Source organism: Streptomyces sp. NPDC091209 (assembly GCF_044757755.1).
Taxonomy (GTDB): Bacteria; Actinomycetota; Actinomycetes; order Streptomycetales; family Streptomycetaceae; genus Streptomyces.
Genome location: NZ_JBIVVR010000012.1, coordinates 132466 through 156997 on the forward strand (window position 1 = coordinate 132466; position 24532 = coordinate 156997).

Annotated in this window: 13 protein-coding genes and 1 pseudogene; 11 read left to right on the forward strand and 3 right to left on the reverse strand. The window is 70.8% G+C overall.

Features of this window, described 5'->3' with window-relative positions; genetic code table 11:
• Window positions 1-21: 21 nt before the first annotated feature.
• From ACIQRL_RS30935 to ACIQRL_RS30970, 8 genes are all read left to right on the forward strand, one after another.
• Window positions 22-363 carry a WXG100 family type VII secretion target gene (locus ACIQRL_RS30935; RefSeq protein WP_401337691.1) on the forward strand — a complete coding sequence of 114 codons (342 nt, stop codon included), beginning with the start codon at window positions 22-24 and terminating at the stop codon, window positions 361-363.
• A gap of 84 nt (window positions 364-447) precedes the next feature.
• Window positions 448-735 (forward strand): WXG100 family type VII secretion target, encoded by a 288-nt coding sequence (locus ACIQRL_RS30940; RefSeq protein ID WP_401337693.1) that lies wholly within the window; start codon window positions 448-450, stop codon window positions 733-735.
• Between the two features lie 5 nt (window positions 736-740).
• On the forward strand, window positions 741-1346 hold the full coding sequence (locus tag ACIQRL_RS30945) for a hypothetical protein (RefSeq protein WP_401337695.1): 606 nt from the start codon (window positions 741-743) through the stop codon (window positions 1344-1346).
• A 131-nt stretch (window positions 1347-1477) separates the two neighbouring features.
• The gene (locus ACIQRL_RS30950) at window positions 1478-3757 is read left to right on the forward strand and encodes a WXG100 family type VII secretion target (RefSeq protein WP_401337697.1); all 2280 of its coding nucleotides are present in this window, start codon (window positions 1478-1480) and stop codon (window positions 3755-3757) included.
• A 104-nt stretch (window positions 3758-3861) separates the two neighbouring features.
• Window positions 3862-4326: a YbaB/EbfC family nucleoid-associated protein gene (locus tag ACIQRL_RS30955; RefSeq protein WP_401337698.1), complete on the forward strand. Its 465-nt coding sequence runs from the start codon at window positions 3862-3864 to the stop codon at window positions 4324-4326.
• 10 nt (window positions 4327-4336) lie between these two features.
• Window positions 4337-4687, forward strand: coding sequence for a WXG100 family type VII secretion target (locus ACIQRL_RS30960; RefSeq protein ID WP_401337700.1), 351 nt, complete (start codon window positions 4337-4339; stop codon window positions 4685-4687).
• Entirely contained in the window at window positions 4684-18279 is a 13596-nt protein-coding gene (locus ACIQRL_RS30965; protein ID WP_401337702.1) for a hypothetical protein, read from the forward strand. Before ACIQRL_RS30960 ends, ACIQRL_RS30965 begins: the two co-directional genes overlap by 4 nt.
• Before the next feature lie 522 nt (window positions 18280-18801).
• Complete coding sequence (locus ACIQRL_RS30970) at window positions 18802-18969, forward strand: hypothetical protein (RefSeq protein WP_238427035.1); 168 nt, start codon at window positions 18802-18804, stop codon at window positions 18967-18969.
• Between the two features lie 275 nt (window positions 18970-19244).
• Here ACIQRL_RS30970 and ACIQRL_RS30975 read toward each other — a convergent pair whose 3' ends face one another.
• Window positions 19245-19874, reverse strand: a complete 630-nt coding sequence (locus ACIQRL_RS30975) for a TetR/AcrR family transcriptional regulator (protein WP_401337704.1) — start codon at window positions 19872-19874, stop codon at window positions 19245-19247.
• Between the two features lie 70 nt (window positions 19875-19944).
• Between ACIQRL_RS30975 and ACIQRL_RS30980 the strand changes: the two genes are divergently transcribed.
• Window positions 19945-20814 carry a ketopantoate reductase family protein gene (locus ACIQRL_RS30980; RefSeq protein ID WP_401337706.1) on the forward strand — a complete coding sequence of 290 codons (870 nt, stop codon included), beginning with the start codon at window positions 19945-19947 and terminating at the stop codon, window positions 20812-20814.
• Between the two features lie 956 nt (window positions 20815-21770).
• Here the strand turns inward: ACIQRL_RS30980 and ACIQRL_RS30985 are convergent.
• Window positions 21771-21944: a hypothetical protein gene (locus tag ACIQRL_RS30985; protein ID WP_401337708.1), complete on the reverse strand. Its 174-nt coding sequence runs from the start codon at window positions 21942-21944 to the stop codon at window positions 21771-21773.
• A 190-nt stretch (window positions 21945-22134) separates the two neighbouring features.
• The gene (locus ACIQRL_RS30990) at window positions 22135-22740 is read right to left on the reverse strand and encodes a TetR/AcrR family transcriptional regulator (RefSeq protein WP_401337710.1); all 606 of its coding nucleotides are present in this window, start codon (window positions 22738-22740) and stop codon (window positions 22135-22137) included.
• Window positions 22741-22913: 173 nt separating this feature from the next.
• On the opposite strand from ACIQRL_RS30990, the gene ACIQRL_RS30995 reads away from it, so the two are divergent.
• Window positions 22914-23834, forward strand: a complete 921-nt coding sequence (locus ACIQRL_RS30995; protein WP_401337712.1) for an SDR family NAD(P)-dependent oxidoreductase — start codon at window positions 22914-22916, stop codon at window positions 23832-23834.
• A gap of 97 nt (window positions 23835-23931) precedes the next feature.
• A pseudogene (locus tag ACIQRL_RS31000) lies at window positions 23932-24489 on the forward strand (IS5/IS1182 family transposase); the annotation flags it as partial.
• Window positions 24490-24532: the final 43 nt, after the last annotated feature.

Here is a 24532-nt window from a genome sequence, read left to right on the forward strand (position 1 = left end):
CGCCCGACCGAAGGACGACACATGACTGCGACCTCCGTAGAAATCCAGGGCATGACCGCTGCCCAGGGTTCCTTCCAGCACGCCCTGGACGAGAGCACCAACGCGTACGTGCAGATGGACGGCCAGATCGAGGGCCTGCGGGCCAGCTGGTCGGGTGAGGCGGCCCAGATCTACAGCCAGGCCATGCAGGAGTGGCTGGCCGACTTCCAGAAGGTCAACCAGGCGCTGACCCAGATGCTGGAGAACCTCGCGTCGAACACCAAGGTCTATGCGAACACGCACGAGAACACCCAGCAGCTGGCCAACCAGCTGGCCCAGAGCATGGGTTCGGGTGCCACCGGCCTGCCCGGCTTCGCCTCCTGACCGCCGCGATCCCGCCGTCCGGTCCTCCGGTCGGCCGACCCCCGGCCCTGTGACCATCCAGCCCTCCGAGAAGGAGTCATCAGCATGACCACGTACACCGTCCAGATGGAACAGGTCGACTTCATCGTCGGCGAGATGAACGCCATCACCCAGCGGATCAACCAGACGCTGACCGAGCTGGAGACACAGGCGAGGGCCAACCTCGCGGAGTGGACAAGCGACGCCCAGCAGACCTACGCGGTGGTCCGGGAGCAGTGGCACACTGCCGCCGCCGACATGACGGCGAAGTCCGCCCAAGCCGCCCAGCAGCTCGGCGCCATCAACGAGTACTACGCCAACGGTGAACGCCAGGGCGTTCAGCTCTGGGGGTAGTGACCATGGCCACCGACCGGAACGACGGCGGCAACGCACCGACGAACAACCACCCCGGCGGCACCGGAGTGACCCCGACAAACGAGCACGAGCCCGTGATGGAGATGGACAACAACTCACCGAATCACTACACCGGCGGCACCGGAGTGGACCCAGGGCACTCCGACGCCCCCTGGCCGGTGATGTTCGAGCCGCCCCCAGTCCCGAAGGGCAAGAGCGGCGGCAGCGGCACGAGCGTGGACACACCGTCGATGGAGCTCTTCGCGACCAACCTGAACCTGCTGATCGACGGCACGAACTTCGCGATCACCAGCCTGGACGATGTCCAGGTGGAGCCGGGCGCCTTCTACGACGCCAACAAGATGCGCACCACGGTCAACGGCCCCAACGCGGACGCCGGCCTGAAGGGCCAGTACCTGGCCGTCCTGCGCGACCTGCGCTCGGGGCTGAGCGACCTGCACGACGGGATCATCACGCTGGCCACCAAGTACAAGTCGGCCGAGGACCGCAACTCGATCACGTCCACCGACCTGCAGACCGTCATGGCCTCGGCGCCGGGGGACTTCACCACCATGTTCGGCGATGTCCCCAAGCCCGGCGGCGGTGCCTGACCTGCCGCCCCCGCGGCTCGCGGTCACCGCTGCGACCCCGGCAGAGACCGGTCCGGTGACCGCGGGCCGCAACGGCGGACGCCTCGCGCCGCAGGCCCGGCAACAACGCGACGACAGGAGGACGGTTCACCATGACGAGCTACAACGGCGGTGGATTCACCCAGGGCGACGACGGCACGATCTTCGGCAACCCCGGCTCGGATCCCGGCTCGGCGAGCGACTACTCCTCCTGGGACTGGAAGCAGATCGAGGCGGCCGTCTTCGGGATGGCCGCCGGCCCCGACAGCGTCACCAACCGCAACCAGGCGAAGTCGGTGGCCGATCCCGCCTCGCTGGAGAAGGCGGCGCAGATCTTCTTCTACGTACACGACGTGCTGTCCGGGATCGCGCTGAGCCTCACCGACCAGACCAAGGCCCTGGCCGGCAGCGACGGCCCCTGGAAGGGCGCCGCGGCGGACTCGTTCGTGACCATGATCGACACCTTCTCCAAGCAGGTCGCGGCCACCGCCGACGTGCTCTCCGGCGGCTCACAAAGCACCGACTCGGTCTACCAGCAGCTCGCGGACAACGCCATCACCCTCGACAACGCGCAGAAGAAGATCATCGCCATCGACCTCTGGTACGCCCAGGAGGCCCGGAACCTGGGCGTGAATCCGATGTCCAACGGCCTCATCCCGATCAGCCAGAAGCCGGAGCTGGTCGCCATGATGAACGACGACATGCGGACCGTGCTCAAGAACCTGGCCTCCGAGTACCGGGTCACCGTCGACTCCATCCGTGCGCCCGCCCCGATCACCCCGCCGGTCAAGGACCCGGGTACGGACACCACGAACAAGGACGGCCCCAAGACGGACGACACGGGCAAGGACGGCCCGAACACGGGGGGAGGGGCCGGCGGCGGCCCCAAGCTCACCACGGTCCCACCGCCGACCGCCAACAAGACCGCGCCCGAGTCACAGTCCTTCCCCGGGGGCCTGGGACTGGGCGGCGGCACCGGGGGCTCAAAGGGCGGGACGGGCAGCACGCCGCCTCCCGCGACCGTGCCCCCCTTCCCCGGCGGGACCGGTCTGGGCAACCTGGACCTGAGCGGGCTGGACCACCTGCTCAACCCCCTCGGCAGCGGGCTCGGCCTGCGCGGCCTCAAGCTGCCGTCGTCCTCGCCGTCCGCGTTCGACGGGAACCTGGCCTCCGACGGCCTCCCGGGGCAGTTCGGCCGGGGCAGCCGGTTCCCGGGTGTGGGCGACCTGGGCTCCCGGACCCCGACCGGTCCGGTCACCGAGTCCGGCCTGCCCGAAGAGCTCTCGCCGCCGCGCACGACCATGCTGTCCTCGTCCGGCCCCGGCGCGGGAGAGGGCATCAGCGCTGCGGGGGCAGGCGCCGGCGAGGGCGGCACGGGCATGCCGATGATGCCGCTCGGCGGCGGCGCGGGGCAGCAGACGCCCACCGACCGCAGCGATGCCTCCGGCCTGATCGACGCCGACGGTGAGCCCTGGGAAGGGTTGCCCGAGGCCGACGAGGAGGTCGGCTCGACGCTGGGAGCCACCGCCGGCGGTGCGGTCCTGGGACTGCCCGGCGAGCAGCTCGCCGAGGAGCTGACGATCGTGCAGACGGTCGGCCCGGGCACGGTGCTCGGTGCCGCCACCGGCGGCGGCACCGGGCCGACGACGTCGGCCGAGCGCGGTGGCCGGGACGCGCACGGCGAAGGAGCCGGCCGGCCCGACACCGAGGGCAGCTCCTGGAACGAGCCCTGGACCGGCGAGTTCGACGACCTCGGCAGCGTCGACGGCACGTCCGCCGCCGCCGTGCCCGCCGAGGGCAGGGAGAACACCACGGCACCGGCTGCCACCCCGACCGCGCCCACGCAGGCGTCCCCTGCCCCTGCCCCGACGGTCGGCTCGGACGGCGCCCCGCTGCCCGTCGGGCCGGCCGCCCCGCCGGTCCTGGCCGGCGCCGAGGAGGCCGGTTCCAGCGCCGACTGGGACGTGGCCGGGGCGGCCTTCGTTCCCCTGCTGTGGACCGCCCCCACGGAGAACGAGCCCGAGGTCACTCTCGCGGGCCGGGCGCGGGAGGGAGCGGCCACCTGGGGCGGAGGGAGCGACCCCACGGCCACGGTGGCCGGCACGGACCTGAATTCACCGGGCCCCGCGTGGGCGACCTGGCAGCCGGTCCGCACCTCCGCAGCCGCAGCCGGTGCGGGGGCGTCCCCTCCCAGCGCCGTCCAGCTCTCCTGCGGAGTCGCCACGCCCGAGCAGGAACAGGCGTTCGCCGACGAGGACGCGGCAAGGCTGGCGGCGCAGGAGCGGGCGGAGTCCAAGGCCGCGGAGCCGGCTCCCGGCATCCCCGACCTGCTCGTCCAGGAGCGGAACGCCTGGGGCGCACCTGCGTCCCAGGGGCCCGACGCACTCGCCTGACACCGCGCCGGAACTCCTCCGGCAGCACCGAACAGCAACCGACACCACACCGATGAGACCGTCCGCTCCGCCAGGGGCGGCCCGGGCGACCCGAGGAGGGGCACATGAGCTCTCCGTACGACCAGGAGATCGACGACCTGCTGGCGCTGTACCAGCGCCGGCGTGCGGAGGCGGCCGAGACCCGGCGCAGGATCAACGAGGTCACGGGCACCGCCACCGCCCCCCGGCAGACCGTCAAGGCGACCGTGAGTTCCCAAGGCGACGTCACCGCCATCGAGTTCCCCACCGGTGCCTACCACCGGCTGGCGCCCAGGGAGCTCTCCGAGATCCTGCTGGCCACCATCCGACAGGCCCGGGCCGCAGCACTGGAACAGGTGGCCGAACTGACCTCGCTCGCCCTGCCGCCGGGGATCAGCGCCGCCGACCTGCTCCAGGGCCGGGTCGACCCGACCGCGCTGCTGCCCGACCAGCCGGCAGGCCCCGACCTGGTGCACGAGTACCTCGAACACGGGGTGCCGGAGCGCGCCCGTGCCGTCCGGCAGATCGACGCGGGGGGCTCCGGTGTCTGAGGAGATCTCGGTGGACACCAACGGTCTCCACGAGCAGTCGCCCTACATGCAGAATCTGGCGGCACGCTTCAAGGGTCTGAGCGCCGACCTGCAGGCACGGCTGGACGGGCTCGGCGAGTGCTGGGGCGACGACACCACCGGAAGACAGTTCGTCAGCGAGTACGCCGACCCCAGGGACGGGCTCGTCAAGGGGATCGGCGAATTCGGCCTGGTGATGGACAGCACCGTCGACGGGATCACGACGATGGCCGTCAGGTTCGAGCGGCTGGAGGACGAGAACGTCCACTCCCTCCGCAACCTCGGTCTCAGCGGCGACGGCCCGCACATCTCCGGCCCCGAAGGAAGGCCCGGCAAGGAATGAGCATCGACGTGCCGCCCGAGCTGGCCTGGGTCTCGCGCATAGCAGCCGGCCAGGACTGGCCCCGGGGCGACGAGGACAAGCTCAGGACGCTCGGCGACATCTGGGACGAGACCGCCGGCCACCTGGTGTCGTTGGCCGACGAGATCGGTCCGGGGACCCAGGGGGTACTGGACAGTCTGGGCGGCGCGGTGGCCATACAGTTCCAGTCCTTCACCAGCGCCATGGAGTCCAATCTCCCGCAGATGTCGGACGCGGCGGGGAAACTGGGCGACTACAGCCGGGAGACCGCCGTCCAGGTCGAGTACGCCAAGTACATGATTCTGCTCCAACTCGCCTGGCTGGCCTACGAGATCATCCAGTTCTCGTTCTCCGCGCCGGAGGCGATCCCACCGGCGGTCGCCGGGGCCCGGGCGATCGTGAAGCTGATCGTGCAGCGCCTGCTCAAGTCGGTCGCGACCGGCATCGCGTTCAACGTCGGCATGGACGTACTGGTCCAGACCATCCAGCTGCTCAAGGGCGACCGGACGCACTGGGACGCCAAGAACACCCTGGGGGCCCTGGAGAGCGGTGCCATCGGCGGAGCGGTCGGCGGCTTCATCGGCGGCGCGAGCCACGTGCTGGCCCCGAAGTTCACCGGCAGCCTGCTCGGCAAGGTGACGATCGGCGGGGCGTCCGGCCTGGGCGGCACTGTCGTGACCAACATCGCCCTCGGAGGGGACACCGACTTCGGCGGCGCACTGAGCTCAGGCCTGATCGGCGGCCTGGGAGGACACGGGAGTTCCCGCCGCGACGAACCCGAGGGCGGCAAGGGCGGCCTCGACCTGCACCTGCCCGACGTGCACGTGCCGTCGTTCGACGAGCTCGGCAAACCACCGAGCGTCGACTTCGGCGCGGATCTCGGCGCGCACACCGGCAGTGGCACCGGCAGCGAGCTCGGCAACGAGTTCGGGCACCCGTCCACCGCCGACCTCGGCGACGGGCACGGAGCCGGGCTCGGCGACGGCACCACCAGGTCCACCGACCAGAACAGCACGGCCGACGGCGAGGGCAGCCGCGGCGCGGGTTCGCTCGATGAGCAGCGTGACGGCGCCCCGGCCGGCCGGGAGAGCTCCGGTACCACCGGTGAGGAGTCGGCACACAGCGGTGGCGCGCCGGACACGGCGACCCACTCTCCGCCGGCCGCGACCGGACGACCGGCCGAGCTGCCCGGCTTCGAGTCCTCCCCGACGGCCCGCGCCGGGACCGGCGGTGGGCCCGTCACGGAGAACGAGGGCCTCGGCAGCCGGTCCACGGGCGCATCGGCAGCCGCCGGGTCCGGTGGCACCGCCCGACCGGCCGCACCGGGACAGGGAGCCCCTGCCACCGGCCCCGCCACCCGCTCGGGCACAGGCTCGGGGTCGGGGTCGACCGTGACCGAGTCGGCGCGCCCGTCGGCCCCGCGCGTCAGCACGGAAAGCACGGGGAACACCGCGGGGATGAAGGACCAGGCCGCTGACGCCGCCGGTCCGACGGGCGACCGCCCAGGCCCGAGCACGGTCCGCACCTCGACCGACGTCGAGCGCACCACCGTGCCCTCCGACCTCGACTCGCCGGTCGAGCTGCGGGTCAGTTCCATCGGTGAGCTCCCGGCTCCGGAGGATCCGCACCACACGGCCGTCCTGGACCTGCCCGACGTCCCCAGCGGCCCGGACGCCCCGGACGTCCTGCGCACCCTGGACATGCTCGACGACCTGCCCGGCATCCCGCGTGACACCGCCATGGACCCGCTCGACGACCTGCCCGACGTCCCCCCGACCACTGGCGGCGACCACCCCCTCGACCCCACCACACCCTCGCTGCGCTCGCCGAAGGGGCACATCGAGCAGCGCACCGACGAGCTGAACCGGATGGCGCGCAGCAGCGGCATGGCGCCCGAGCAGCGACGGGAGTTCATCCGGGCCGTGCGGGAGGCCGCGGCCGCGCGCGACTGGCCCGAGGCCACCCGGCAGCTGGCCGGCTTCCGCGACCACGTCGAAACGCACTCGCTCCTCCGGCACTACGACAGCTTCCGCGCCCACGTGGACAGCGGCTTCGACCGGCTCGGTGCGCTGGACGTCTCTCGGCCCGAGTGGCAGCGGCGGGTGGACGCGGTCGACGACGCCAGGCGCTCGGGCGACCCCGGTCGGCTGGACACCGGTCTGCGGCAGTACACGGCCTTCATCGAGGACCGGATGCCCCCGGAAGTGCTGCACGGCAGCGACGCACCGCGGCCCTTCGACCCACGGGTCGAGGACGTGAACCGCGCACTGGACACCGCGCAGGACCCGCAGGAGGTCCAGGAACTGCGCGGGCGGCTGGCGGAACTGCGCCAGGACGGCGAACTGCGCCGGCGGCTGCACGCCCTCACCTCCGACGGCTCGGCGGAGCGCCGGGACGAGACCGTCCTCCACGAGCGGTTCTTCCGAGCCCGGACACCGCAGGAAGAGGCCCAAGCCCGAACCGAGTTGACGCACCATCGGGACGTCGCCGACCTGCAGCGGCAACTGGACCGCCTCCAGGACAACGGCACCGAGCCGCCGCCGGCCACGGACGACCAACTGCGCCACCGCTTCCGGACCCTGCTCGGCGCCGACGACGACCCCGAACTGCGCCGTCAGGTGGACGAAGCGCCCGACCGCCAGGCCGCCCACGACGCACTGAACCACCTGAGCGACCTCCGTGAGCTCCGGCAACGGCTGAACCGACTCCGGAACGACCCCGCGACGCCGTCCGACAGCAGCGACGCGGCACTGCACGCCCGTCTGCGGGCCCTGACCGACGAGGACACCGACCCCCACGAGGCCGAACTGCGGCTGCGGCTCGACAACGCGCCCGACCGCCAGGCCGCCTACGACGCACTGGGCGACCTGATCACCCACCGCGAACTCCAGCGGCGCTTCGACCGGCTCCGGGACGCCCCTGCGACACCCGCCGGCGACGACGACTCGGCACTGCACGCCCGCTTCGACGCCCTGCTCGGCGACCCCCGCGCGGCCGAACTGCACCGACAGGCGCGCGAGGCCACCACCGTCGACGGGAGCCGGCGCGCGCTCGACCTGTTCGACCGGCATCAGCAGCAGCGCGAGACCGACCGGCTGGCCCGGATCGACGCCGCCCGCCACGAGCTCGACGCGCTTCGCGACGAACGCGACCGACACCTGGCCGACGGCGACGACGACGCGTTCAACCGGACCACCGAGCAGATCAGCCAGACGCAACGGCGGCTGGACAGCATGTGGACGGTCACCGAGCAGATGCGCGACCTGCACCAGGAGCTGAGCCGCCCGCTGGAGCGCCCCGAGGACGTCCGCCATCTCGACCGCATCACCGACAACGCGGTCTCGGTGCGCGCCCGGACCGAGAGCGGCGACGGCTCCGACCGCACCCCACCGGTCGACGAGAACGGCGGCGATCGTGACACCACGGACACCGACAGCCTCCTCGGCTCGCCGCCGGACGTCCCCGACCGCCCGGCGCCGGACCACGTGATGCCCGATCGTGTGGAGGTACCGGCGCACCCCGGTCCGGTGACGACGCCGCCCGTCGCGTCGCCCACCGGTGACGAGACGCGCAGGGCCCCGGAACCCGGATCGTCACAGGCGCAGTTGACGATGGAGCGACGGCGACGCGCGGCCGTCGACATCACCACCGAGCAGGACTCCCACGACCCGAACGAGACCCCCGGCGCCAGTGGTCTCGACGACCTCGTCACCGGGCGGGGCAGCCCTCACGAGACTCATGAGACCGAACGGACCCCCGCCACACAGTACGTTCGCCATGGCGGCGACGACGGCTCCGACGCAAGCACCGGCGACGACCGTCGCTCCAGCGGCAGCGACTCGGGCAGCACCGGCCCCGCCTCGGGCAGTTCCTCCGACGAGTACTTCTCGGCACGCAGCAGGCAGAGCGACATCGAGGACGCGGACGAGAACAGTGACGCACCCGGTCCGGGATCGGCACCCGGCACCGACGAGCCGGACGGACTTCTCCCGGGACACCCCGGACTGTCGCAGGAGCACGAGTACTCCTCCGACGACGAGTTCTTCTCGGCCACCAGCAGCATCCGCGACAGCGACCACGAGCATTCCGCCGATGGATCCTCCGACTACGACGGTGACGCGGAGGACGAGGGTGGCCAGACCCGGCCGACGGATCGCCAGGGGTCCAGCAGCCGCACCAGCCGCGCGAGTTCTCCGGGCGTCTCGGCATCGCCGCCCGCCACCCGGTCCAGTGGCGACGGCACTCGTGCCTCGGACGGTTCCCGCAGTCGCCGGGAGTTCGGCTCGGCACAGGCACAGCTGAGCCGGAGACAGGAATCCCAGGAGAACGACAGCACCGACACGGATACCGAGCAACGGCCGGAGCAGTCCGTTTTCGACCCGCACGCGGTCCCCGGCACCGACGAGCTCGACAGCCTCCTCGCAGAGCCGAACGACCCGATCGAGAACCCGCAGGACGACAACCCGCAGGACGGGCGCGACCCGGACGGCACCTCCACCGACGAGTCATCCGACTCCGCGGACAGCAATACCGGCCACAGCCACATCGGCCACATCGGCCACAACGAGGACGCGCAGAGCGCCACCGGCCGGTCGGCCACCGATCACAGCCACATCGACCGGAGCAGCACCGACCACAGCGACACCGAAAGCACCGGCTCCCGCGGCGGAACGGCCGCCGACGGCACCGACCGGGACAACCGTTCCGCCGTCGGCCATCGCAGCGAGGCCGATGAGGCCGACACGGAGATCGTGACGGCACCGCAGGGGGACGAGGCCCCGAATCCGCAGTCCGAGCCGACACCGCCCCCACCGCCCGCCGAGTGGCACCGCGTGTCCCTGGCGGGCATCAAGATCACCAACGAGCCCGGTCCCGCCGCCGTCCGCTCCCGCCTGCACGCCCTGCTCGGCGGCCACGCCGACGAACAACTGGTGAGGCAGCGACTGGACGTGCAGCTGGATCCGGCGAACTTCCGCAAGCAGCACGCCGCGATGGTGAACGGGGGCTGGCGCTTCCCGCTCCGGGTCGGGGGAAAGCCGTACGAGGTGCAGATCTCGGCGACCGTGGGCGCCTGGACTCGCACGGACACGGCCACCGAGTCCACCGCGCCGGAGGTGGCGAACGACGGCGAGGGATACGAGATCCCGTCCGGGTCCAGCCACGAGCTCGGCATCGCGAAGACCCAACTCGCCTTCAGCGAGGCCGGCCTGGACCTGTCCCCGGGCTACACCAGGTCGATCGACCCGACGGCGACCGCGAACGGCTCTGTGACCATCGCCCTGGGCGGGGCCGGTCACACCACCGAGACATCGACCAAGACCACAGCGACCGGGGCGAACAAGGTCGCCTTCACCGGCCAGGCCGACCGGTACACCTCCACCTTCCGCTACGAGGTCCTGGTCCGCGACGAGAAAGGCACCCCGTTCGGAACCGAATTGATGGAACATCAGGACAGCATCGACGACACGGTGACGGCCGACATCCCTCGGACCGCTGAACCGTCCGGGGCTGACCGTCGGGACTGGGAAGGCTGGGAACCGCCGGCGACGGCGTCGGCCGCCGCACCCGCGACGCGCATGCGCACCGCGCCGGCCACGGGCCAACCGGTGGCCGTCACCGGGCTGTCGGCGGCCCGGGACGCGGTGTTCGCCGCCCTTCCCGCCGAGCGGCGACCGGACGGCCTGGCGCATCAGGCCATCGTCGACTTCTTCAGCCCGGAGAACGTGGTCAACGGCTTCCAGCACGCATCGAGCTGGGGTCTGACTTCCCCCGTCTTGACGTTCACGAAGGGCCCGGCCGGCTTCCTGCGGCTGACACTCGAACCGGAGCGGTCCGAGGTGATCGGCATCGTGGACGGGAAGAACGTGGTGGGCGCCAAGTCGTCGACCGAGCAGGCCGGCAACCGGGTGGACAGCAGCAGCTGGACACTGGGCGGCGGAGGCGGCGCGAGCCGACAGACGTGGCACTCGGCGACGGACGCGGAGAGCGCCTGGTGGGGCGGGACGTTCGGCTACAACCACACCCGCACCACCACACACGCAGCGAAGGCCAGGACCACCGTCTCCACCGAGGAAAGCCACGAACGGCCCAGCCCGGCCCAGCTGGTGACGACCAGGGTGCGGTTCCGCGTGGAACTGATCCGGCACCACGTCTCGGTGGGAACGGACGGTCTCCGAGGAAGCAGGAGCAGCCCGATCACCCTGCCGCCCGCCCAGCAGGACCCTCCTCGGGCGACCCCGCCGGACGTCACGCACGCCCCGCGCACGACGGACGACGCCGGCCCGCACCTCGTGATCCAGGTGGAAACGCCGCAGCCCCCCGAGGTCCTCCGGCTGCTCCCGCGTCCGGACCTGCGACCGGACGTGCAGGCCGAGAGTGCCCCGGACACCGCCGCCGGGTCCACGGCGACGGTGCAGCAGGCCGTCCGGCCCGCGCCCGGCATCGCCGAACTGCGCCGCCCGCTGGTCAGGCAGCGCACGTCCTACCTCCAGGTCCCGGGCTCGGCCGACCTGGTGGAACACATCGTCGGCAGGCTCACCACCCAGGCTCCGGGCCTGCTGCCGCCCTCCCCCGCGGCGGCCCGGCGGATCACCCCACAGGCGTGGACCAACCTGCACCGCCTGCGGCAGCGCCTCTCCCCCGACGCCCTGCGTGCCGGGGCCCGGCAACTGCTCGACGGCACCCTGCGGATCACCCTGGACAGCTCCCACCTGCCGCTGCTCGATGGCCGGACGCACGAGATCGTGATCCGGCTCGATCCGGGGAAGGGGCACCACCTGTACTCGGACAACTCCACGGTCAAGGACATCGTCAGCCGCGCCAGCGGCGTGGACACGGCGGTCGGCCGCGCCGGCAAGCACGTCCTCACCGGCGGCGGCAACGCACGCCGGGCGCTGAACCCGCCCGACACGATCCGGCTCTTCGGCGCGGCCGGCGTGGAGGTCTCACGCGCGAACGCGCACCAGGTCACCACGGGTGCCGAGCGCGAGGTCAAGCGGGAGTTCAGTCAGGAGGGAACGGGTGACGCGTTCGAATACCCGGTCGGCTACCGGGTGCTGATCGGGCTCGCGGACCCGGCGCAGCCCACCCGGAGACTGCCGGATCCGCAGCCCGTGACCGACCCGCGGGTCACATCGATGCCCGTGGAGCAGGGACAGCTGGTCCTGGAGGTGCGCCGGTCGGCCGAGGTCGTCACCGACCGCCCCGCCGAGACCCTCGACCGGCTGCCCCTGCTGCACGTCGTGCGCGACGTCGCCGACGTGGAGCAGTTCCGGGAGCAGGTCGGGCAGACGCTGAACGGCGCCTACCGCAGCAGAGCCGACGGCATCGAGGCCGCGTTCGACCCGCTCCACCCGGACCTTCGCGACGCCCTGGATCTGCTCAGCGACCCCCTGCAACTGCGCGGCGTCATCTCCTCCTCGGTCGGCAACTGGGCCAACACCGGGGACCTGCACGTCGGTTCGGGCCGACAGCGGGACACCGTCGGACTCTCCCTGCACACCCGGCTGGGCCAACTGCACTACCAGGAGACCCTGTCGGGCAACGGGAAGCTCGCCGTCGAGATCAAGTCCGGAACCTCCGGCGCCGTGGCTGACAAGCGCACCACCACCGGCAAGGGCTCGGTCGGCGTGGACGGCGGTCTCGTCCCGGAGACCCCGCTGGGCCTCCAGACCTCCCGGTACCAGCTCCGCGGCGGCGTCAAGGTCAAGGGCTCCTACGGGGTGGACGGCAACGACTCCGTCAAGGAGAAGATGTCGACCAGCCGCAAGCTCGCTCAGAAGGGGACCTGGCACGTCTACCGGACCGACGCCGAGATCACCCTGCGCGGGCGGCTCACCGGCCCCACCGGCGACGTCACCCACGGCCCCGCCCGCACGAGCACGCACAGCGTCCTCGTCCTGCTCTCCGACGCCGACGTACGAACGCTCACCACCACGCAGCGGGACACCACGGCGGACCGGACGGCCATCGCGCCGGCCCGGCGCCGGGCCATGCTCCTCGACGCCCGAGTCGCCGGCGGCGCCGTCGCCGAGATCCGAACCTCCGACGACATCCTGGGCGAGATCGACCGCCAGCTCCGGGCCGACCATGTGCAGGACGGCCCGCCGCTGGCGGCGCTGCACTTCGCGGACACCTTCTCACCCGAGAGCCTTGCCGCGAACTTCGACGACCTGCTCAACAAGGGCATCTTCGACCACCACGCGCACGACGGCCGCTTCGGTCCCACCGTCACCAGGGTTCTGGTCCGGGGCATCGTCCCCGAGGACGGCTGGCGCGACCTGGGGGAGCGCTCCACCGCCGAGACCACCCGCAAGGTGACCTCGGCACGGACCGTCAAGGGCAATGCGGGGGACAGCCGCTCGCTCGGGCTCGACGTCAACGTCCGCCCCTCCTACGGCACGCCCCGGGCCGTGACCCACTTCAGCAGCGTCACCTGGGCCCCGGGCGCCGGCGGCGAGCGGAGTCTCAGCCGGGGCAGCGAATCGGGCATCACCACCAAGGTGGAACACAAGACGTCGAAGTTCGGCGGCGGCGTCGCCTTCGGCACCCGCATGACCTTCGAAGTGACGGTCGTCCGCCAGGTCAACGGCCGGTACGTCAACCTCCCCGAGCGTCCCCGGCCCGTCACCCCGGCGTGGGACGTCAAGGTCTGGGTCCCCACGTCGATGACCCGGCCGGAAGAGGATCCGCCCCCCTCACCGGGACCGCTCGGAGACCGGACCGACTGGCAGCAATCACTCGACTCGGGTCACGACCTGGTCGGATTCAGCCGGGCCGACGAACTGCTGGAGAGGGCCACCAGCGTCCTGACCAGCGTCCGCCCTTGGGGCACCGGCCCGCTGGGCCGGATCGGTGCGGCCGCCTCCTCGCTCCACCGGCAGGGCCGGCAGGTCGTCGGCCCGGCAGCCCGCGTGCTCGCGGCCACCAGCGTCCTCGGACCGGTGCTCACGAAGGCCGAGCAGGTCGTCAACTCCTTCCTGGTCGACCCCCGGCTGGACGCGGCCAACCCGTTGGTCGTCGAGCGCGGCCTGTCACCCGAGCAGCAGGCCGCACTCCGCCAGGCACTCTCCCCGCAGTCGCTCGCCGCGGTCTTCCACCGGCTGCAGGGCGGGAGAACAGGAACGGTGACCGGGACGGGCTACCGCACCGTCCCGCTCGGTCTCGACGGCCGGACCCACCTCGTGCTGAGTCTGGAGCCCACGAGTGCGGCACAGGTGATCGGCACCCGGACCGGCGGCGAGGACGAACTCACGGGCTCGACCGAGGACGAGTCGGCCACCACCTCCACCGCCGCCTACTCCTGGACCGCCTCGCCGTTCGACGCAATCGCCCTGACGAACGCTCCGATCGTGAGCATCCCGTTCAACAGTGCCCGGTACGGTCGCAACCAGACGGTGGACCGGCCGGTCCCGGTGACCCGCCCCCCGGGGACCCCCAGCAGGACGCTGCCGCCCGGCGCGGTTCCCCACGACAAGCCGGTGACCGAGCCGGGCAAGGCCAAGGTGTCGGACCCCTCGGTTCTCCTGCGCCAGCAGGTCCGGATCACGGTGCGCCGACACGACCACGAGCCCTACGGCGAGGGCGAGACGGTCACCGGCGACCTGTACTACTGGTCCACCCGACACCACGACACCCCAGCGGAAGCGGAGGCGCCGGCCCTCGCTCCCACCATCGCCGTGGAGCGAGCAGCTCCCGTCGCGCCCGCCCCCGCCCCCGTGGAACGGGCGGCCGCCGCGCCGGCCGGGACCCGCGTGGACGCCGGCATCAGCAGGCAGCATGTCGTGGAGATCCACCTCGATCCGGACGCCATCGAGCTGACCCCCCGCCAGCAGCGCACCGTCACCGACGTCGCCGACCAGGTGGCCGAGCTCGGTGCCCGCAGCGCCGAGGCCGGCGGTAGGCCCCCCGTGGTCACCGTCCACGGCTACGCCGAGGTCCACCGAGGCGGCCTGCCGCACTTCGGGCAGTCGCTCCAGCTCAGCCGGCAACGCGCGCAGAGCGTCGCCGACGCCCTCCAGGCAGGACTGGGCGATCACCCGGTGACGCTGCGGGAGGAGGCGTCCGCCCCGGTGCACAGCGAGGGCATCACGGTCCGGGCCCATGCGCACGGCCTGCAGCAGGCCGGACCGGCGGCCGTCGGCGAGCACTCCGCGCGGGCACACGACCGGGTGGTGCTCACCGCCGAGGTGCCCGCACGCCTCGACGCGGACACCCCGCCGCATCCGCCCGGCCCGCAGCACACCGCCGTGCCGGCCCGGGAGGCGGCCCCTGCTCGGCACGAAGAGGAGGCATCGGCCGAGGAGGGCACCGCCTCCGGGGCCGACATGGTGGGTGGCCCGGGTGACGCCGTCCGAGGCGGCGAGGACCTCGTCGCCGAGGCGCGGGCGCTGGGGCGCACCACCGCCGAGGTCCACGCGCCGGCCGTGCGACCGCCGGTCACCCGCGAGCAGTGGCAGCACCGCCGCGACACCGCGCCGCCGGCAACGCGCCGCACCGAGCGCTTCCAGGCCTCTCCCGACGCGCTCAGCTCGTGGCGGCCCGGCCTGCTGACCGGTCGCCTCGTCTACGTCCGTCACACCGTCCGCCGGATCCAGGCGGACGACGGCCGGTGGGTGCGCCTGATCTCCTTCCACCTGCCGGTGCGCCCCGGGCCGGGGATGTCGCACGAGCAGCTCCCCGGCTTCCAGGACCGGATCCGCGCCCTGCTCGACGAACGCCTGAACACCGGCCTGCTCCTCCCGCGTTCCGGTGACCAACTGCACTTCGAGGCGACCTTCACGCACGCACCCGACCATTCCGAGGCGATCACGGTAACCGGGCCGCACGAGTCCCGGACCACCGCTCCGGCACGGGCCAACCAGCACTACCTGGACCTGGAGCACACGGACGTCGACCTGCTCCACGAGCTCCTGCACTACGCAGGTCTGAACGACGAGTATCGCGACCCGGACTCGACCCGCCGCACTCCGACGGCGACCGACGGGCTGATGGGCGGCACCCCGGAGCCTGCCCCCTTCATGCTGCCCCACCGCCATCTCGCCGAGATCGAACGGATCAGCGAGGACGGCACACCGCTGCGCGACCATCCATTGCCCACCGGGGACCGGCGGCCTGCCCCGGTCGCCACCGCGCACGAGACGGGTCCGGACCCACTGCCACCGGACGAGGCACTCACCCACCCCGCCGCCCGCGCCCCGGGAGACGGCGCGGGCTCGAAGCGGCAGCCGGGCGACGACTTCCGCACGCCCCGTCTCAAGAGGGCCTACACGGTGACCTACGAAGACGAATCGGACTCAGGCAGCGCAGACACTGATGACGAGCAGATGGCCGGGCCGTCCGACGGGCAGGCCGTGCCACCCGTTGCCGGCCTGGACGCCCTCCACGTCAGCTGGGACGTCTCGACCGACCAGGGCTACCTCGACTTCGTCGAACACAGCACGACAACGTCCCTCCCCCTGGCCCTGGTCATCAACACCATGACCAGTTACCGGCAGCTGCACGACCTGCCCCAGGTGATCGCCAGCCTCACCAGGGACCTGCCGGACTTCGAAGGCCGACTGAAGATCGTGGTCGGCGTCAATGCCCCGGCCGGCGAGGAGGCGGCTCTCACCGCGGCGGTGGAGGCGGCACAGGCGTCCCTCAGCACGACGGTCCCGGTGGAGCTGGTCCGGCAGGAGCCGTTCAACGCCGACGAGTTCCCGTTCGGGACCATGCGCAATCAGCTCCTGGACAGTGCCACGAACATCGCGGCGATCCAGGAGTTCCTCGACAGCGGACACCACCCGTACGTCGCCTTCCAGGACTTCGACACCAGTTCCCGCGCCACGCGGGACGGTCGCACGCACGTCTTCACCTACGTCGAGCAACTCCTGCGCCCACCGGGATCCGAGGCCGGCTCCATGGACATCGAGCCGGCCGACGGCACCACCCCGGAGTTCGACCAAGAGGACGAGGACGACAATTCCTGCCCGCCGTACGTGGAGCGCCCGCTGATGATTGCCGTGGGCTACCGGGTGCCCGGCCCCGCCGAGGAGGCTCAACGCCTGCGCCTGGTCGAGGACACCGTGGCGCGGTTCGAGAACCTGGACGTCGAGGTGCCGGACGAACTGACGAGCGTCCCGGAGCGCGAAGCGTTCTTGGAGGAGTTCAGCCGCGCCATCGACGAGGACATGCTGATACGTGACTGGCAGGCCAGGATCCATCCGTTGCTGCCCTACGCCCCGGAACCGAACCTGTTCGTCGACGGCGCCAGCCTGCTCCCGCACGACGGCGAGCGACCGCGGGTCCGGTTCGGCGCGGGCGGGGCCGAGTTCACCACCCTGGGAACCCAGCTGAACCGCCTCAACGCCTGGGAGCTGCGTATGCGCTACGCCGACGAGCGGGAAAAGCTGCGGCCCACCGTCGCGGTCGGCAACAGCCGGCAGTTCGAGAACACCCCCGCTCATCGCCTGGAACAGGGAAGGGACGAACTCGACGCCCAGGTGCGGGCCCATGCGGAGAACAATCGGCTGCCGTTTCGCGGAACGGCCTTCCGGACGGACTACGTGGACGGCGCGGTGCCCACCGATCTCTCCCGTCTCGCCCACAAGTACATCGAGAGCAAGAACACGGTCACGACCAGCGGCACACCGGGCAAGGCAAAGCTGCTGCAGAGCCACGTCCCCCTGGACGGCGTGCTCAACCGCCTCTACGAGAGCCGGACCGCCAAGAGGGGAGTCAGCCTCTCCACCGTCCGGGAAACCCACGGTCGCGTCCCCGACGGCGTGACGACACCCGACGAATACGCCCGGACTGCCGAGCGGCTCTACCTGCCGGAGCCCGGACGCCCCAAGGCCGACCCGACCGTGTCCTGGCCGGTGGCGGACCTCCCCAAGTCAGTCGTCAAGCATCTCGGAACCAGGAAGGGCAACGTCAACGCGGCCGCCATCTCCACGTCCCTGGCCGCGCCGTTCGTCGACGTCGCAGCCGGTCTGTCGAAGGAACACAAGCTCCTCGCGGCGCGGGAGCTGGCACTCGCCACGCGCAGCATCCAGGTGGGCCGGCGCTTCGCCTACCTGCGGTTCGGACCGGTGGAGCTGACGGAGGAGGTGAACGCCCGGCACGGCGCTGCGATCCAGCGCCTCGGGAATCCCCGGGTCCAGCCGATCGAACCGCCCACGCCCACGGGCACGGACGGGCTCTACCACGTCCTGAGCCGGGTCCTGGGCACGGCGCCGCCCGCCGCGGACGGGGAGCTCGCCGCACACCATGCCGCAAGGAAAGTGCGCAGTGGTGTGATCCTTTGGATCCTCTACCCACCGAACCTCCGGACCGTCACGGACCTGGTCCTCCGCCCTGGGGTGGACTTCGAGTCGTTGCTCAACACGCTCGCGGTCAGCGGCTGGAACGGGTCCGCCGACGACCTGGCCCCCCGCCTCGTGGCCTCCGCGCTGAACAGGGTGATCACCATCCGTCGTGCTGGTCCACTGGGACAGCAGCACGAGTACACGTTCCTGCCGCTCGACGACAGCGGTCCCGACGATCCGATCACCCTGCAGGTCGACGAAGGCCGGTACACGTTGATCACCGGCTGAGGGCCCGTGAAGAATCAACACGGTGGTTTGGTCTCTGTCGTGAGGGTCACGCCGTGGCTTTGTTCATGTTCAGCAGGAGCGTTCGTCTGCCGGTTCGGGCGTCAGTTGGTGTTCACTGGGCCTCGGAATGCTCACGAGAGATAGCGTCAGCGCATGGACCAGCGCGGCCTGGACCGCTGGCTCGGGTGTCAGGGGAGACATGTTGGCGCCCCGAAAAGGCGTTCGCCGCCTGCCGTCTGACCTCTCTTCTTGAGGGGTGGGACTATGGAAAAGTCGATCTTGGTTGAGTCCATCAGATACTCCGCCGTGTGCCAGGGGTGCGGTGCCGAGGCGGAGTGGTGCGGTGTTCAGGCGCTGGTGGGCGAGGCAGTGCGGTGGGATGTTGAGTCGACGTGTCCGGCCTGCGGGTTCGCCCTGGCTGTGTGTGACGGTGACCTGCCGGAGGAACTGCGTGGCCGACTGCTCTCCGAGCACGGGCGGGCAAGTTTGCGAGTAGCCCGGCCGACGAGGAACGCCGCCATCATGCGGGTGCTGCGGGCGGAACTCGGCATCGGCCTGGACGGCGTCCGGGCCGTGCTGGAGCAGGTCTTGACCGGGCAGTACTCAGGGACCCTGCCCGAGATGGAGCTCCTGGCGCGGAAGCTGCGGGCATCAGGCATCGAAGCAGCCGCTTCACGGACGGTGGATTGAGTGAGCCTGCAGGTCGGAACAACTCGGTTCGCCCAATGAAGCAGGCGTCGGAATGGTGCCGTCGCGCCGAGGTCAGCCGCTGACGGCCCGCCAGGGATTTCAGCCGAGGAATCCCGTGCTGGTCCAGGAAGTCCTGGACCCATGTTCGTGGCGGGTGGTTCTGGTCCATCGTCGGCGCCACCCTCTCCCGCTTTGGGCCCCTCCGGCGCTCAGGCGGATCAACGAAGCCACCGCCGGCCCGCCTGACCCGCGCCGCCGGCGTCAGTCTTGGGCCGTCAGGGCCGGATCGGTGGCGCACTCATCGCTGCCGTCAGGAACGTGATCGCCCATCGCCGGGCCGCCTCGCCCGCTACCGGGGACGCGCAGCCAGGGGAGGGCTGCTGGTGGACCTGGAGGCGGTCGACGGCTGTCACGGCAAAGATCCCCCGCATCCGGAACCACAGCTCCTCCGGGGAGACGCCGGGCAGTACGCGCGCGAAGGCCGCGAAGTAGCGCTCACGGACCGAGTCCTCGGCCGGGCCGGTCCAGCTGCGTGCCTCCTCGGCCGGGTCGCTGAGGATCGTCACGATCAGCCGGGACGTCCGGGCGCCGCCCTCGTCGCCGGCCGGCATCTCGTCGAACAGCGGCCCCGCGAATGCCTCCACCAGTTCGCTGACCGGTGGGTCGGGGGTCAGGGCCAGCAATTTGTCGAGCCCTGCGCACTGGGCAGCGGTGATGGGCTCGACCACGCGGCGGACGACTGCCGCCATCAGCTCCGCCTTCGAGCCGAAGTGGTAGCCGACGGCGGCCAGGTTCGCTCCGGCGAGTTTGGTGATCGCGCGGACGGAGGTGCCGCGGTATCCGTGCTCGGCGAAGAGGTCCTCGGCCGCGTCAAGGATCTGGGTGCGGGTGTCTGGGGTCGCCACACGACGGACTCTACATATGTTTGAATGAAACGAACGTATGAATCAAACGAACGTATGAAAGAGGACTGTTATGAAGCTGCTCGTGTACGGCGCCGGGGTTTGCGGCAGCCTGTTCGCCGCCCGCATGCACGAGGCCGGCCACGACGTCTCGCTCCTCGCCCGGGGCGAACGTCTGACCGCCCTGCGCCGGCGGGGAGTGCAGCTTGCCGAGGAAGACGGCCCTGTCAGGCGGGTGCCGGTACCGGTGATAGAGCACCCGGACGGCGGGTACGACCTGATCACCGTCTTCGTCCGCACCCACCAGGTGGATGCGGTGCTGGAATCACTCGCCGGCGTCCAAGGTGACGTGCTGTTCCTGCTCAACTGGGCAGCCGGCCCGAAGACCCTGTGCGCGGTGATCGGCCACGAGCGGGTGCTGCTCGGCTTCCCCACGACTGGCGGCACCATGGACGGCGACGTGGTCCGCTACCGCAGGACCAATGTCATCACTCGCCGGGTCGCGATGCCGATCGGCGAGCCCGACGGCCGTACCACCCCGCGATTGGTACGGATCGTGGAGACGTTCCGTACTGCCGGGATCAACGCCAAGGCCGAGCCGCAGATGGATAGCTGGCTCAGGACGCACGCCGCGTTCGAGGTCCCGCTCGGTCAGGCGGTATACGCGGCGGGCGGCCCGGTAGCGCTGGCCGACACCCCGGACGCGGTACGCGGCATGCTCCACCTCATGCGGCAGAACCTCGCCGCGATGGAGACGCCGCCGGTACCTCGGGCGTTCGCCGCGTTGAGGACTCTGCCGCAAGGGCTCCTCGTGGCCGTGCTCCGGCGCTTCCTGAAGAGCCCGACGGCCGTGCACAGCGGACTCAACGACCCCTCGCCTGCCACCGCGGCCGAACTTGAGCGGCTGACCGAACAGCTCCGCGCCCCGGCGGGAGCCCGCTAAGCGACCCGGGACGGCGAAAAACCCCGCACACCACCGCCAGTCCCACAGCCCTCGACCCCACCTCCGCCGGCTCCACGGACGGCAACCGCTGACCTCATGACCGTTTCGGCGGCAATGGCGCGTCCGGCCTTCGGAGTTGGCGTGGCTTCTTCCTCCCCCCTTGGGGGCCACGTCCTCGAACTCCTCGGAGAATCCGGATCCGGTGGGTTGCCTCTTCGGCAATCTCGCCAGTTCCCTAGCAGGACTCGCAGCCTTCCGGCGCAGTGACGATGCGAGGGTGGGACGTGCCACTGGCGACCGCGGCCTCGCGGGCGAACCGGGCCGCGGCGCCTGGGCGGCGGAGCTGTGGTCTGCGGTGAAGACCCGGACCCAGGTCAAGGCGGCGCACCGCAGCGTTCCTCGTGCCGAGGAGGCGCAGTGGAGCGTGCGCCACAGGCGGTCAAACGTGATCTGGAGCACATCTCGAAATTGACCATGCAATTGCAGGTTCGCGCAAACAGAGTTCGGACTCTTTCGTTCCACCTGTACAGCCTGCTGGGCCGGGATGGCGAGGGAAGGGCGCAGGGTGGCGAGCCGTGGCGGTGCACGTGAGCAAAGGCAACAACAGCCATCCAGTAAGCGGAAAGTTACCTTCCGTTACAAAGATGTGTTCGGAGGCCTGCACGTTCACCCGCACTGGTGGGCTTATCTGTTCCCCGGAGCAACGATGCTCTAGGTGCCTGCCCGCCCGAACGGGGGACGGAGCGGTCATGCCGCCGCCTGAAACGAAGGAAAACAGTCACTGTGAACTACGACGTAGTCAGCCTCATGCTGGCCTTCGCCGCCGCGGCGCGGTCGATCGCGCCCGACGTGTGGTTCTTAGAGCGTCCGCCAGTAGGCGTTGAGCTGGGCTATCGGATGCGGGGGCTGCGCGGGCGGGTGTCTTGCCGGTGGGTATACCAGGCTCTCGGATCAGGCTACGGACGGTGATGACGGCCGTGCCTCAGGTGGAGGACCGCATCGCCGCCGCTCGGCGGGGCCGTGCCGCTCTGCCTCAACGCGACGATGAGCCCGAGGAACGGGACCAGGCCCGAGCCGTCGGGCGGCGCGCGGAGGCGGACCTGGTGGCCGGACGCGACCAGGTCGCTCATCTTCAGCAGTGGCTCCAGCCGCGTGAGTGGCTGCTGGGGGCCCCGGCGGCATCCTCGGGAGAGGGATGCCCGTTGGGGAGCCGCGGGGAAGCCCACGGGTGACTTGTCCTAGGTATCACTGACGGCCGCAGGCCGGTGGCTTCGGGGATCATGCGGGGGTTGCCCCCGTATCGGGACCGGTCTTCGAGTCTCAAGCCCGGATGGCAAGGGCGAGGACGGTACCGATTGCAACTTCGAAGGGACGCGTACTCCGTTGTACCTGGGCGAGTAGAAGTCCGCCTTGCAGGGTGGCGAGCATAGTGGTGGCGAGGGCGTCCGGGTCAATGCCGGGTGCGAGCTTCCCGTCGGCGTGAAGCGACGTGAGTCCTTCGCTGATGGCAGCTGACCATCGCTCGAATCCGGCGGCGATGAGGGCTCGGGCCTCGGGGTCGCTCTCGGCGAGTTGGCCGCCGAGTGAACCGAGTGGGCAGCCGCCCTTTGCCTGGCCGTGCTTCACACCGGCGATCAGCATGTCCCGCCAGGCTGCGACTCCGTCTTCACTGCTGAGCGCCTGCCGATTGTGATTGACGAGGGTGTCGGCCTGGTGGTCGATGACCGCCTGCAGGAGCTCGTTCTTGTCGGGAAAGTAGTGGTAGAGCTGCGAGCCGCTGACCTCCGCTGCCCCCTTGACGTCTTCCAGGGTGGTACCCGCGACTCCGCGCTCGTGGATCAAGGCCGCAGCCCCCTCCACGATTCGGCCCCGGACGCGCTCGCCCTTCGCGGTAAGCCGCGGCCGATCGTTCGTCTTGTTCGCCATGCACCCATAGTAGCGATTCTGAGTTTGACAGCCCAGTCTGGCCCGGGTCAGACTGAGTTGCACAACCCACTTTGAGCGCTGCGTGAGTGACTCGTCAACGCAGCATCGGCCCCCGCGAAGCAGCATGAGCCGTCCAACCTGAACAGCCCCGCAGAAGAGGAGAGGGAATCCCGATGAGCACACTCCCGGGAAAGACCGTGATGATTACGGGCGCCAACGTCGGGATCGGCAAGGACGTGGCCCGGCAACTGGCTCTGCGACCGGAGACGGCCCGCATCTACCTGGCATGCCGCAACCGAGACCGGGCAACAACGGCGAAGGCCGACCTCGAAGCCGCTACCGGCCGGCGCATCTTCGACATCGTCGTCATAGATGTCGCCGATCTGGGCTCGGTCCGAGCCGGCCTTGCGGCCATCGACGGATCCGTCGACGCGTTGGTCATGAACGCCGGCGTCATCGGCCCGCAGTCGATGCAGTTGACCACTGACGGAGTCACCAACGTCTTCGCGACGAATGTTCTGGGCCACGTCGTCCTCCTCGAAGGACTCCTGGCCGAGGGGCGGCTCGGCGAGGTCGCGGTCCTCGCCGGAAGCGAAGCAGCCAGGGGACTTCCGATGCTGCGGATGCAACGGCCGTCCTTTGCCTCAACCTCTGCCGACGAACTCGCCACCGTCATCGACGGCAGATACTTCGCCGACGGAAAGACTGACTTCAACCTCGCTTTCGGGCAGGCCAAGTACATCGGGGCCCTATGGACGGCCTACCTGGCCCGCCAGTACCCCGATCGCCGCTTCCTCACCGTGAGCCCCGGCGCCACCACCGGCACCCAAGCCTCCAACGACATCGCCCTACCGCTGCGCATGGCGTCCAAGTACGTCCTGCCCGCCCTAGGGATCTCCCACAAGCTTGAGTTCGGCGCGAAGCGACTGGTCGACGGTGTCACCGACCCGACCCTGTCCAGCGGAGTTTTCTACGCCAGCGCGGCCAACAAGCTGAAGGGCCCCCTGGTCGACCAAGCGGACATCTTCCCCGACCTGGCCAACCCGTCGTTTCAGGACCACGCCAACGAGGCCATCCACCGCTTCATCGTGTAGAGCGTCGGCCAGTAAGCCAGAACGGAGAGGATGGCACGACGGAGACGGGTTTGATGATCATGGAGTCGCCTGCGCTATGTGACCTTCTGGGGGGTTCGTGGCCGTGCCCGCGTCCATCATCGACCCGATCCGTGAGGAGTTCCTGGGGCTGATCCCTGCCCGGCCCGATTCGCACCCGCTGGGGTGCCACAACCCGCGGATCGCGGCCGCGGTCGTGTTCGACCGGCTTGTCCTGGCGTTGGTCTCGGGGATGGGCTACGAGCGGGTCGCTGACCGGGCCTGTTCGGCGACCACGATCCGCCGGCGGCGGGACGAGTGGATCGAGGCCGGTGTCATCGGCCACCTGCTCCTCGCGGTGCTGCGAGCGTACGACCAGGTGGTGGGCCTGGAACTCGAGGACCTGGCCGCGGACGGGTGCATCACCAAGGCACCCTCGGGCGGCCAGTGCGCGGGGAAGTCTCCGGTAGACCGGGGCAAGCAGGGCACCAAGCGCTCCCAGCTGACCGACGGTTACGGGATACCCGTGGTCACGGTGCCCGCCGCCGCGAACATTCGCGACCACACGCTGCTCCCCGAAACCCTCGACGAGTTCAACGAGTTGACCGACCGCCTCGACCACGCCCCGCAGAACCCGGCGCTGAGCCTGGACGCCGGCTGCGCGCCTGGGCCGACCGGCCGGGTCAGCCACGTCGGCTCGC